The sequence below is a fragment of the Nonomuraea sp. NPDC050691 genome, assembly GCF_040654455.1.
In the GTDB taxonomy this organism is placed as follows: Bacteria; Actinomycetota; Actinomycetes; order Streptosporangiales; family Streptosporangiaceae; genus Nonomuraea.
In genome coordinates this window covers 24678-36314 of record NZ_JBFAIA010000077.1, presented here as the reverse complement: position 1 = coordinate 36314, position 11637 = coordinate 24678, and the positions used below count along the sequence as shown (strand labels likewise).

The window sequence follows — 11637 nt, the reverse complement described above, 5'->3', positions numbered from 1 at the left end:
CGCCGGCGGCCGCGCGCCGCGTCTCCTCGGGGCCCCGCGCGAGCAGCGCCTCCAGGGTGACGCCCGCCGGGATGTCCAGGGCGTGCCAGAGTCCGTCCCTCTCCACGGCGGGGAGCCTGGCTCCGTCCCCGACGCGGACCGTACCTAGCCGCATTTCTGCCTGCCTTCTAGTCAATTCCGTATGACGAAACGCTATTCTGAATCGCTGTCAGGACATCATCCGCGTCCGCGACCTGTCAAGGGGAGCCCCGCCGTTCAGGCGGGAACGTCACCCGGGAGGCGCCGTCCGACCGGCCCGCGCCACCTCGCAGAGACGGCCGGACACCGGAACGACACCAGCCCGGCGGACCGTGGACGACCCGCCGAGGGCCACGAAAAGTGGCCTCTGCCACATTGTTCCGCACAACAGAACGCTGGACCATTGAACGGAACCAGTGCTAGCTTCGTGCCGTATCCGCCGTGCGGCCGAGAGGACACCATGTATCCCGAGCTCGACACCCCGGCACTCCTCGTCGACCTGGGCGCCGTCCGCGCCAACGTGGCCGAGATGGCGAAGGTGGCCGCCACGCACGGCGTGGCGCTGCGCCCCCACATCAAGACCCACAAGATGCCCGAGCTGGCCCTCATGCAGATCGAGGCCGGGGCGCGCGGCATCACGTGCGCCAAGCTCGGCGAGGCCGAGATCATGGCCGACGCCGGGATCGACGACATCCTGCTCGCCTTCCCGGTCTGGGGAGAGCCCAAGCTGCGCCGTCTGGAGGCGCTGCGCGAGCGCGCCACGGTGCGGGTCAGCCTCGACTCCCCCGAGGTCGCCGCCGGCCTGGGCCGGCTCGGCCTGCGCACCGGCTCGCCCGTCGAGGTGCTGGTGGAGGTCGACACCGGCCAGCATCGGCTGGGCCGCCCGCCCGGCCGCCCCACCGCCGACCTGGTCGCCGAGATCGCGGCGATCCCCGGCGTCGAGGTCGCCGGGCTGCTCACCCTGGCCGGACACGCCTATCACGCGCGCACACCGGCCGAGCTGGCCGAGGTCTCCCGCCGCGAGGGCACCGACCTGGTCGCCACCGCCGAGCTGTGCGCCCGCGACGGCATCGAGCTGCGCGAGATCAGCGTCGGCAGCACCCCCACCGCCCGGCACGTCGCCGGGGTCGCCGGGGTGACCGAGATCCGGCCCGGCACCTACATCTTCAACGACACCGCCATGATCCGCCTGGGCGTCGCCACCGAGGAGACCGCCGCCTCGCGCGTGCTGGCCACCGTCATCGCCCGGCCCTCCCCCGACCGGGTCGTGCTGGACGCCGGCACCAAGTGCCTCACCTCCGACAACGCGGGCTCGCCCGGCTGGATCCGGGCCGCGGGCATCCCGTGGCTGCGCATGGACTTCCTCAACGAGGAGCACGCCGTCGCCCGGCTCGACCCGGAACACGCCCACGACGGCGAGCTGCCGGTCGGCACCCGGGTACAGCTCATCCCGGGGCACGCCTGCACCGTCACGAACCTGTTCGACGTGGCGTGCGGCGTCGAGGACGGCCGGGTCGTCACCGAGCTGCGCGTCGCCGCCCGCGGCGCCGTGCGCTGAGCACAGACCAGCTGAGCACAGACCAGCCGAGCACAGACCAGCCGAAGGGGCAGGAGAAGGGATCGTCATGCGTGGACTTGCGGGCAAGAGGGTGCTGGTCAGCGGAGGCAGCAGCGGCATCGGCGCCGCCACCGCCCGGCGCTTCCTCCAGGAGGGCTCCCGCGTCGTGATCGGCGGGCTCGACCCCGACGAGGTGGAGCGGACCGTGGCGGAGCTGGCGCCGCTGGGCGAGGTGAGCGGCCTGGCGGGCGACGTCAGCTCCGAGGCCGACGCGACCGGCCTGGTCGACGGCGCCGCCACCGCGCTCGGCGGGCTGGACGTGCTGGTCAACAACGCCGGCACCGCCTGGCGCGAGCCGTTCCTGGAGATCACGCCGGAGCACTGGGACCGCGTCATCGCGGTCAACCTGCGCGGCATGTTCCTCGTCGCCCAGGCGGCGGCGCGGCTGCTGGTGGCGCAGGGCGGCGGCGGGGTGATCCTCAACATGTCCTCCACGAACGGGATCGGCGGGGAGGGCGACTACGCCCACTACAACGCCTCCAAGGCCGGCGTGCTGCTGCTGACCAGGACCATGGCGGTCGAGCTGGGCCGGCACGGCATCCGGGTCAACGCGCTGTGCCCCGGCTACATCCGCACCCCGCTCAACTCCGCCATCGCGGCCGGGCTGGAGGGCGACTTCGTCTCCGCGTACGAGCGGGAGAACATCCCGCTCGGCCGGGCCGGGCTGGCCGAGGAGGTCGCCGCCGGCTACGCGTTCCTCGCCTCCGACGACGCGGCGTTCGTGCACGGCACCGAGCTCGTCATCGACGGCGGCCAGCTCGCCGTCATGTGAGTCCGTACGGGCGGCCTCGCCGCCCGCACGGGACCTCAGCCCTTGACCGCGCCGGTCAGCGCCTGGATGAAGCGGCGCTGGCCGAACAGGAAGACGCCGAGCACCGGCAGCGTGGTGAGCACCGTCCCGGCCATGACGGCGGGCCAGTCGGCGCGGTGCTGGCCCTGGAACGTCGTCAGCCCCACCTGCACCGTGTACTTCTCCTCCGAGTTGATGACGACCAGCGGCCAGAACAGGTCGTTCCAGGCCGTGATGAAGGTGATGACGGCCAGCGCGGCCAGCGCCGGCTTGGCCACCGGCAGCACCACCCGGAAGAACACGGCGAAACGCGAGCAGCCGTCGATGCGGCCGGCCTCCTCCAGTTCCTTGGGGAAGGACTGGAAGAACGACGTCATCAGGTAGATGCCCACCGCCGAGCTGAGCTGCGGCACGATCAGCGCGCCCAGCGTGTCGGTCAGCCCCACCTTGTTGAAGATGAGGAACGTCGGGATGACGGTGAGCTGGAACGGGATCAGCGCCGTGGCGATGACCAGGACGAGCACGAGCCGCGAGCCGATGAAGCGGATGCGGGCGAAGGCGTAGCCGGCCATGCCGCACAGCACCACCTGGGCCACCACGATGGCCCCGGAGACGACGACGCTGTTGACGAACCAGCGCGGGAAGTCCGATCCCTCCAGCACCCTCTGGTAGCCGCCCAGGTCGACGGCCTCGGGCCAGATCGGCGGCGGGAACCGGTTGAGCTCCGCCTGGCTCATCAGCGAGCTGAGCACCATCCACACGAAGGGCAGCACGGTCACGAGCGACATGGGCGCCAGCACCAGGTGCCAGCCGCTGGGAAGCCTGCGCCGTCTCATCGCATCGCCCCCTTGCGCCGGGCGACCAGCAGGCCGGCCACGATCAGCACGAGCGTGCCGGCGAACAGCACGTACGCGACGGCCGCGCCGTACCCGGCGGTGAAGTAGGTGAAGGCGAGCTGCCAGACGTAGTAGACGATGGTCACCGTCGCGTTGGCCGGGCCGCCCTTCGTGGTGGTCATGACCAGGTCGAAGAACTGCAGCACGTCGATCATCCCCCAGACCGCCAGGAAGACCGTCATGTGCCGCACCGAGGGCACGATGACGTGCCGGAAGGTCGCCCACCGCCCGGCGCCGTCGATGGAGGCGGCCTCCACGACCTCCTTGCTGATCTCCTGGAGCGCCGCCAGGTAGATGACCACCGAGAACCCGAACCGGGTCCAGAAGAAGATCACCGTCAGGACGAGCATGGCCTGCGACGGGCTGCTCAGCAGCCCCTGGGCCGGCAGGCCGAGCTTGACCAGCAGGCCGTTGAACAGGCCGAAGTCCCGGTCGAAGATGTAGCCCATGAGCAGGCCCGCCGCGGTGGCCGAGGCGACGTACGGCACGAGGAAGCACGTGCGGTAGAACCCGATGCCGCGCACCTTGCGGTTGAGCAGCACCGCCACGGCCAGCCCCGCGACCAGCGAGGCCGGCAGGTACAGGAACAGCAGCAGCCCGGTGTTGCGCAGCGCCTGGTGGAAGACCGGGTCGGCGACCAGCGCCCGGTAGTTCTCCAGCCCCACGTTCCGTCCCGGCGACATGAGGTCGGAGTCCGTGAACGACAGGGCGAGTGCCCACGCCATCGGGACCAGCGAGAAGCCGAGGATGATCAGCGTCGCGGGCCCGGCGAAGCTCCACCCGGTGACGTTGTCGGCCAGCTTGCGCCGGTCGGGCGGTGTGGCGTGGCGCGAGGCGCGGCTCAGGGCCGCCGCGTCGCTCGTCACGAGCCCGGCACGGCGAGCGCCGCGTCCGTCTTGGCGGCCGCCTCGTCCAGCGCCGCCTTGGCGTCGGCCTTGCCGAGCAGGGTCCTGGCGATGGCGTCGGCGACGAACGACGAGATCCGCGGGTACGACGTGGTCGGCGGGCGCACCCGCTTGGCGTTGGCCAGGTTGCCCGAGATGACGTCGATGCCGGGGTACTTCTTCAGGTAGTCGTCGTAGCCGGGAAGCCGCGAGATCGACGCCCGGATCGGCAGGGAGCCGGTGTCCTTCATCCACTCGAGCTGCTGCTCGGGGGCGGTGAACCAGGTGAGGAACGCCGCCGACGCCTTGACCCGCCGCTCGTCGTGCTCGAAGACCGTCCAGGTGTCGGGGCCGGAGATGGTCTCGTGGTTGCCCGCGGTGCCCGGCAGCGGGACCACGCCGTAGTCCAGCCCGGCGGCCTGCAGGTCGGGCAGCACCCACGGGCCGGACAGGAAGAACGCCAGCCGTCCCGACTCGAACAGCTTCTGTCCCTTCTCGGCCGGGCTGGAGTCGAGGTAGACGGACTTGTCGTCCACCGCCATGGCGCGCAGCAGGTCGAGGGAGCGCCGCCCCGCCTCGGAGTTGAACGCCGCCTTCTTGTTGTCGGCCGTGAGGATCTCGCCGCCGGCCTGCCACACCAGCGGCCACAGGCCCCACACCGCCTCCTCGCCGCCGCTGATGGCCCACGTGGTGCCGAAGACGCCGGCTCCGGGGTCGGTGGCCTGCTTGGACATGGCGCGGAAGTCGTCCCACGTCCAGTCCTTCGACGGCGGCTTGAGACCCGCCTTGGCCAGCAGCTTCCTGTTGTAGAGGACGACCATGTTGTCGACCACCGCGGGGAAGCCGATGACCTTCCCTCCGACGGTGACGGTCGCGCGCTCGCTGGCCCAGAAGTCGTCCCACTTCACCGCCGGGTCCTTGATGTACGGGGTGAGGTCGGCGGTCTTGGGGTTGCGCGCGATGTTGGGCGCCCACGAGCCGTACAGGTAGGCGATGTCGGGGTGGGCGTCCGAGGTGAGCGCGGCCGTGATCTTGGGCAGCATGCCGTCGGCCGTCACGCCGCCGGAGGTGGTCTGCACCTTGATGTCCGGGTGCGTCTGGTTGAACTTGGCGACGAGCCGCTCGACGGACTTGGCGGAGGTGTCCTCCTGGCCGTGCCACATGAGGATCTCCACGGGCCCGCCGGCCTTCTCCTCCGTCCCGCCGCCGCACGCGGTCAGCAGGGCGGGCAGGAGCAGGGCGGCGGCCGCGGCGGTCACTGCGCGTCTCATCGGATCCCCTCGGGAAGCAGGTCGCCGTGGGCGGCGATCATCTCGTCCACCATGTCGTGGATCTGCTGGAGCGTGAGCGTGGCGGAGGTGTTGGGGTCGAGCATGGCGGCGTGGTAGACGTGGTCGCGGCGGCCTTCGAGGGCGGCGCGCACGGTCAGCTCGCCGACGTTCAGGAAGGTCTGGTTGAGCGCGGCGAGCTGGGGCGGCAGGTCGCCGACCCGGGTGGGACGCATCCCGGCCCGGTCCACGACGCAGGGCACCTCGACGCAGGCGGCGTCGGGCAGGTTGCCGATCAGGCCGCCGTTGCGGACGTTGCCGTGCACGATCCTGCGGGTGCCCGTCTCGATCGAGTGGATGACCTCGGAGGCCAGCTCCATGGCGGGCTCGATCTCCACGCCCTCGCCGGCGGCCAGCCGCCGACGCGTCTCCTCGAAGGTGTCGACGTTCTCCTGCGACCACTGGAGGTAGATCTCGACGGGGATGCGCAGGCGCTCCACCTCCGCGTCGTGGTGCAGGAACCAGGGCAGGTACTCGGAGCCGTGCTCGCTGGACTCCGTGGGGAAGTGGCCGAGCCGGCGGTACATCTCCACCCGGACGGTGCGGCGCAGCTCGGGGTCCTCGGCGATGACCTCGTCCAGCACCGGGTAGAGGTTCTCGCCGCCGCGCTCGAAGGTCAGCACGAACGCCTGGTGGTTGACTCCGGCGGTGACGAACGAGATCTCCTCCTCCGGCACGCCGACGAGGGAGGCCAGGCGGCCCTGCGTGTCGCGCACCGAGTGGCACAGGCCGACGACCCGGCTGAACGAGGTGCCCTCGTAGACGGCCCGCGGGATCATCGACATCGGGTTGGTGTAGCTGAGCAGCAGCGCCTGCGGGGCGAGCTCGGCCAGGTCCTCGCCGAGCCGCACCATGGCGGGGATGGTGCGCAGGGCGCGGAAGATGCCTCCGATGCCGAGGGTGTCGCCGATCGTCTGGCGCAGGCCGTAACGGCGCGGGATCTCGAAGTCGCGCACGGTGGCGGCGTGGCCGCCGACGGCGATCTCGTTGATCACGTAGTCGGCGCCGTCCACGGCGGCGCGCCGGTCGAGGTGGGCCTCCACCTTCGCGCCGAGGCCGAGCTTTCCCACCATCCAGGTGGCCATGGCCTCGGCAGTGGCCAGCCGGTCAGCGTCGATGTCATGCAGGACGAGGGTGGACTCCCCCAGTTCTGGAAATGTCAGGATGTCCGATAGGACGTTCTTGGTGAATTCGACGCTGCCGGCGCCGATGAACACGATGCGTGCCATGGGGCTGTTCCCTTGCAGAGCACGGCGGGCCCGAGGACCCGCCGAGGTGGCGAGTATAGCCTTTTGTCTGTTTTGTTGATGATCATTCCGTTCAACGGAACGGCGATTACGAGGGGAGGTGCGTCGCCCCGAGCTCCCCGCACTTCCCTCGCGGTCCCGTCCGCAGTGATCTCGCTGGTGACGCGTGGCCCGGGCGGTGCGGCCGGGCGTCCCGGCGGAGTCGTCTCTCCCGCATGGCACCTATTCCGTATCGCAGAATGCAGTTCTGAATTGGGACTAGGACACCATCCCGGCATGCGACTGTCAACCCTCGAGGTCTCCGGCCGCGCGAAACAGCACGGTGATCGCTATTCCATATGATGGAATTCTAGACCGCTATACAGAATGCTGTTAGCTTGCAGACATGCCCATCACCGCCCTACGGCGGTCCGTGCCCGGCGCGGGCCGCGTCCCGGAGGAGACATGCCCGTGAAACCCACCGCGGCCGGGGAGCCGCTGGAGGCCGCCGCGCTGCGCGAGCTGCGCGCGATCGTCGGCGCCGAGCACGTACGGCACGCCGACGGCGACGTGACCCCCTACTCCCGGGACGCCACTCCCCTGTTCCGTGCCAGACCGGGCGCCGTCGTCCACCCGGGCTCCACCGAGGAGGTCGCCGCCGTGCTCGCGCTGGCCGGCGCGCGGGGCATCCCCGTCGTCCCCCGCGGGGCCGGCTCCAACCTGTGCTCGGCCACCGTCCCCCTGGCGGGCGGCATCGTGCTGGTCCTGACCCGGCTCGACCGCATCCTGGAGATCAGCGCCGAGGAGCTGCTCGCCGTGTGCCAGCCCGGGGTGACCTCGGCCGCGCTCGCCGACGCCGCCGCCGCCCAGGGCCTGCTCTACGCGCCCGACCCCGGCAGCAGGAGCGTGGCCACGATCGGCGGCACCGTCGCCACCTGCGCCGGTGGGCTGCGCGGCCTCAAGTACGGCGTCACCCGCAACTACGTGCTGGGCCTGGAGGCGGTGCTGGGCACCGGCGAGGTCATCCGCACCGGCGGCCGGCTCTGGAAGGACGTCGCCGGCTACGACCTCACCCGCCTGCTCACCGGCTCCGAGGGCACCCTCGGCGTGATCACCGAGGTCACCCTGGCCCTGGTCCCCGCCCCCGAGGCCGGCGGCAACGGCCTGGCCTACTTCCCCACCCTGGCCGACGCCGGACGGACCGTCACCCGCGTCATCGCCGCCGGCATCGTGCCGGCCACGCTCGAGTTCCTCGACGCCCGCTGCGTCGAGGCGGTCGAGCAGTTCGCCCGGCTCGGGCTCCGGAGCGACGCCGGAGCGCTGCTGATCTTCGGCGACGACGGCGAGCCCGCGTCCGTCGCCCACCGGCTCGACCGCATGGCCGAGCTGTGCCGCGACACCGGAGCGATCGAGGTGTCCGTGGCCGGCCACGCCGCCGAGTCGGAGGCCCTGCTGGCCGCCCGCCGCTGCACGCTGCCCGCGCTGTCGCGGCTCGGCTCGATCACCATCCTGGAGGACGTCGGCGTGCCCCGCCCCCGCATCGCCGAGATGGTCGGCCACATCGAGGACATCGCCGGGCGGCACGACGTCACGATCGCCACGTTCGGGCACGCCGGCGACGGCAACCTGCACCCGACGTGCGTCATCGAAGCGGGCGACGACGAGGCGGCCGAGCGGGCGCACCGCGCCTTCGGCGAGATCTTCCGGACCGCGATGCGCCTCGGCGGCACCATCACCGGGGAGCACGGCGTCGGCGCCGCCAAGCTCCCCTACCTCACCGAGCGGCTCGGCGCCGCCCAGATCGACCTGCAGCGCCGGATCAAGGCCGCCTTCGACCCGGCGGGCATCCTCAATCCCGGAAAGGCAGGCTCATGACCGGCTTCACCCCCGACCTGCTCAACCGCTGCATCGCCTGCGGCTTCTGCCTGCCGGCCTGCCCCACGTACGCCCTGACCAAGGACGAGACGTCCTCGCCGCGCGGCCGCATCGACCTCATGCGCGCCCTCGACGAGGGCAGGCTGCCCGCCGACGACCCGCGGGTGCGCGAGGAGGCGTCGTTCTGCCTCGGCTGCCGGGCGTGCGAGACGGTCTGCCCGGCCGGCGTGCAGTACGGGGACCTGCTGGAGGAGTGGCGCGACCAGCAGTGGCAGGGCACCGGCCGGCCGTTGGCCGCCCGGCTGCTGATGATCCTGGTCGACGCCCGCTGGCGCGTGCGGCTGCTGGGGCTCCTGCGCCGCCACGCCCGCAACCGCGGCACGCCGGAGGGTCCGTCCCTGATGCTCGGCTGTTTCGAACGCGCCCTGTTCCCCAGGGTGAGCCGGGCGGCCCGGCGGCTGTTCCCCGAGCTGGCCGCCCCGGCGGCGCAGGGCTGCTGCGGTGCCCTCCACGCCCACAACGGCGACTCGGCCCGGGGCCGCCGGATGGCCGAGGAGCTGGGCGGGCGGCTGCCCGGCACGATCGTGACCACATCGGGCGGCTGCGCGGCCCACCTGTCGGCGGTCCTCGGCCGCGACCGCGTCAAGGAGCTGTCGCAGTACGCCCACGAGCGGGCCGCCGCCGACACTGCCGATCAGGACGCCGGCGGCGAGGGCCGGCCGCGCATCGCCCTCCAGGACTCCTGTCATCTGCGCAACGGCCTGGACGTCTGGCGCGAGCCACGGGCGATGCTGGAGCGGATCGGCACCTATGTCGAGCTGCCGTCGGCCGGGACCTGCTGCGGCGCGGCCGGCACCTACGCCCTGGTCAGGCCCAGCGACAGCAGGCGCGTCCTCGACGCCAAGCTGGACGAGATCGAGGCGGCCGGGGTGGACTACGTGGCCGTGGTCAACCCCGGCTGCTACCGCCAGCTCGACCAGGGCCTGCGGCGCAGGAAGTCCCGGGTGCGCGCCGTGCACCTCGCGGAGCTGCTGGCCGGAGAGCGCCCGCGCCGCCGCCGCGACCGCTGACCCGCGGCCGCCCGCCGGCGCGCATCACCGGCTCCCGCGGCCGCGCTGTCCCATCCTCTGCCTCACTTGCCGACGAAGGCCAGCAGCGCCTCGTTGACCTCGGCGGCGTGCGTCCACAGCAGGCCGTGCGGGGCCCCTTCGACCTCGACGTACTCCGCCTCCGGGAACGCCTGGTGGAAGGGGCGTCCCGTGGAGTCGATCGGGAGGATGTTGTCCTTGTCGTAGCCGCCGCCGACCTTGCTGGACTGAGAACGATGGTTCTCTGTGTAAGGGGAGGGCCCGTGATCGACGACGACACGGCGCGTGAACGGGTCGTGTCCACCGCCGACCGGCTGTTCTACGCCCGCGGCGCACCGAGGCCGGCGTCTCGCTGAAGCGCATCTACGGGCTGTTCCCGTCCAAGGACGACCTGCTCCTGGCCGTGCTCCGGCCCCGGACGGACCTGTGGGACGCCGGCATCGCGGACGCCGTCGGCGGCGCCGGGACACCATGCGGCAAGCTACTGGCGATCTTCGACTTCCTCGCCACCTGGTTCCGCGAGGACAGCTTCCGCGGCTGCGCCTTCATCAACGTGTTCGGCGAGCTCGGAGGCGGCAGCCACAAGGTGGCCGAGGCCGTCCGGGAGCAGAAGGCGTCCTTCCAGCGCCGCGTCGCCGGGCTGGTCCGCGAGGCCGGCGCGCCGGACCACCTCGCCCCGCAGCTGGCCCTGCTCGCCGAGGGCGCCCAGACCACGGCCGCCATCTCCGGGGACGCGGACGCGGCGGCGCACGCCCGCGCCGCCGCCGACACCCTCATCCGCTGCGCGCTCGGCGACTCCTAGCAGGCGATCTCGCACCTCGCGCAGCGCCGGCGTCGTCCAGCCGCCGGCGCTCTGACCACGACGTCCCGGACAGGTTCAGAAGTTGGCGATGGCGCCGCCGAGAGACACCCAGCCGTCCCTCCACGAGCCGCCCGGCACCTGCCACGTGTGCCATACGGCGGAGTCGTAGCCGAGGTAGAAGGCCTCCAGCCGGCCGTCCTCGCTGCGGGCCAGAACCGGGTCACCGCCCGCCTCGCCGCCGAGGGACTTCCACGAGCCCCACGTGCCGTCGGCCTGGGAGATCTCCCACACGGCGGAGTCGGCGCCACGGGCGAGCACGACGAGGCGGCCCTGCGCGTCCCGGAAGACCGCCGGGACGCCGCGGATGTCCCCGTCGAGACTCTCCCATTCGCCCCAGCCGCCGTCGGCGCCGGTCTGCCTGATGTGCCACAACGTGTTGTCGGAGCGGTGCGCGAACACCTCCAGGCATCCGTCGGCGTTCTGGAACACCGCCGGATCGGTGAGCAGGTTGCCGCCGAGGCTCTGCCATTCGCCCCAGCCGCCGTTGGCGTTGCTCTGCCCGATGTGCCACACGGCGTCGTCGGACCACCGCACGAACACCTCCAACCGTCCGTCGGCGTTCTGGAACACCGCCGGGTCGCTGCGCAGGTTGCCGCTGAGGTCCTTCCACCCGCCCCATTCCCCGTCCGGGCTGGTCTGCCAGATGTACTGGAGGGTGCTGTCGGCTCCGCGCATGAACGCGGCCAGCTCGCCCTGAGCGTTCTGGAACACCGCGACCTCGCCGCCGAACGACTTGCCGCCGAGGTCGTCCCACGCGCTCCATCCGCCGGCGTCCGTCTGCCGGATGTGGCGAATGCCGCTGTCGATGCCCGGGGCGAACACCTCCAGACGTCCCGCGGCGTCGCGGAAGACGGTCGGGGCGGCGACGATCATGCCGCCGAGGCCGGCCCAGTTGCTCCAGTCGCTGTTCGGGCTGACCTGCCAGATGTGTCGCAGGGTGCTGTCGACGCCTCGGGCGAACGCATCCAGGCACCCATCGGCGGTAAGCGCGACGCGGATGCTGGCGAGTGTGGGATCCAGAGGCATGGCGCCACTCCTCACAAAAAGAAGTC

General features: G+C 71.8%; 10 protein-coding genes and 1 pseudogene. 5 read left to right on the top strand and 6 right to left on the bottom strand.

Annotated features, from left to right (window positions below; genetic code table 11):
- Window positions 1-478: 478 nt before the first annotated feature.
- Window positions 479-1576 carry an alanine racemase gene (locus tag AB0H81_RS25425; RefSeq protein ID WP_358379262.1) on the top strand — a complete coding sequence of 366 codons (1098 nt, stop codon included), beginning with the start codon at window positions 479-481 and terminating at the stop codon, window positions 1574-1576.
- A gap of 67 nt (window positions 1577-1643) precedes the next feature.
- Window positions 1644-2408: an SDR family NAD(P)-dependent oxidoreductase gene (locus tag AB0H81_RS25420; RefSeq protein ID WP_358379259.1), complete on the top strand. Its 765-nt coding sequence runs from the start codon at window positions 1644-1646 to the stop codon at window positions 2406-2408.
- 35 nt (window positions 2409-2443) lie between these two features.
- On the opposite strand, the gene AB0H81_RS25415 is transcribed toward AB0H81_RS25420, so the two are convergent.
- From AB0H81_RS25415 to AB0H81_RS25400, 4 genes are read right to left on the bottom strand one after another with little or no spacing between them, the layout of a single operon-like run.
- Entirely contained in the window at window positions 2444-3262 is an 819-nt protein-coding gene (locus AB0H81_RS25415) for a carbohydrate ABC transporter permease (protein WP_358379256.1), read from the bottom strand.
- Entirely contained in the window at window positions 3259-4188 is a 930-nt protein-coding gene (locus AB0H81_RS25410) for a sugar ABC transporter permease (RefSeq protein ID WP_358379253.1), read from the bottom strand. Before AB0H81_RS25410 ends, AB0H81_RS25415 begins: the two co-directional genes overlap by 4 nt.
- Window positions 4185-5477 carry an ABC transporter substrate-binding protein gene (locus AB0H81_RS25405; protein WP_358379250.1) on the bottom strand — a complete coding sequence of 431 codons (1293 nt, stop codon included), beginning with the start codon at window positions 5475-5477 and terminating at the stop codon, window positions 4185-4187. The genes AB0H81_RS25410 and AB0H81_RS25405 overlap by 4 nt, the downstream gene beginning before the upstream one ends.
- Window positions 5474-6763 (bottom strand): alpha-glucosidase/alpha-galactosidase, encoded by a 1290-nt coding sequence (locus tag AB0H81_RS25400; protein ID WP_358379247.1) that lies wholly within the window; start codon window positions 6761-6763, stop codon window positions 5474-5476. Before AB0H81_RS25400 ends, AB0H81_RS25405 begins: the two co-directional genes overlap by 4 nt.
- Before the next feature lie 468 nt (window positions 6764-7231).
- Between AB0H81_RS25400 and AB0H81_RS25395 the strand changes: the two genes are divergently transcribed.
- Window positions 7232-8635, top strand: a complete 1404-nt coding sequence (locus tag AB0H81_RS25395; protein ID WP_358379244.1) for an FAD-linked oxidase C-terminal domain-containing protein — start codon at window positions 7232-7234, stop codon at window positions 8633-8635.
- Window positions 8632-9705 (top strand): (Fe-S)-binding protein, encoded by a 1074-nt coding sequence (locus tag AB0H81_RS25390; protein ID WP_358379242.1) that lies wholly within the window; start codon window positions 8632-8634, stop codon window positions 9703-9705. The genes AB0H81_RS25395 and AB0H81_RS25390 overlap by 4 nt, the downstream gene beginning before the upstream one ends.
- Window positions 9706-9767: 62 nt before the next feature.
- Here the strand turns inward: AB0H81_RS25390 and AB0H81_RS25385 are convergent.
- A pseudogene (locus AB0H81_RS25385) lies at window positions 9768-9911 on the bottom strand (alpha/beta hydrolase); the annotation flags it as partial.
- Window positions 9912-10126: 215 nt separating this feature from the next.
- Here AB0H81_RS25385 and AB0H81_RS25380 point away from each other — a divergent pair.
- Window positions 10127-10525: a hypothetical protein gene (locus AB0H81_RS25380; protein WP_358379267.1), complete on the top strand. Its 399-nt coding sequence runs from the start codon at window positions 10127-10129 to the stop codon at window positions 10523-10525.
- 75 nt (window positions 10526-10600) lie between these two features.
- On the opposite strand, the gene AB0H81_RS25375 is transcribed toward AB0H81_RS25380, so the two are convergent.
- On the bottom strand, window positions 10601-11611 hold the full coding sequence (locus AB0H81_RS25375) for a hypothetical protein (RefSeq protein WP_358379240.1): 1011 nt from the start codon (window positions 11609-11611) through the stop codon (window positions 10601-10603).
- Window positions 11612-11637: the final 26 nt, after the last annotated feature.

Coding starts and splice junctions, on each gene's coding strand:
- AB0H81_RS25375 (WP_358379240.1), bottom strand. CDS start 11,611: ATGCCTCTGGATCCCACACTCGCCAGCATCCGCGTCGCGCTTACCGCC.
- AB0H81_RS25400 (WP_358379247.1), bottom strand. CDS start 6,763: ATGGCACGCATCGTGTTCATCGGCGCCGGCAGCGTCGAATTCACCAAG.
- AB0H81_RS25415 (WP_358379256.1), bottom strand. CDS start 3,262: ATGAGACGGCGCAGGCTTCCCAGCGGCTGGCACCTGGTGCTGGCGCCC.
- AB0H81_RS25390 (WP_358379242.1), top strand. CDS start 8,632: ATGACCGGCTTCACCCCCGACCTGCTCAACCGCTGCATCGCCTGCGGC.
- AB0H81_RS25405 (WP_358379250.1), bottom strand. CDS start 5,477: ATGAGACGCGCAGTGACCGCCGCGGCCGCCGCCCTGCTCCTGCCCGCC.
- AB0H81_RS25425 (WP_358379262.1), top strand. CDS start 479: ATGTATCCCGAGCTCGACACCCCGGCACTCCTCGTCGACCTGGGCGCC.
- AB0H81_RS25420 (WP_358379259.1), top strand. CDS start 1,644: ATGCGTGGACTTGCGGGCAAGAGGGTGCTGGTCAGCGGAGGCAGCAGC.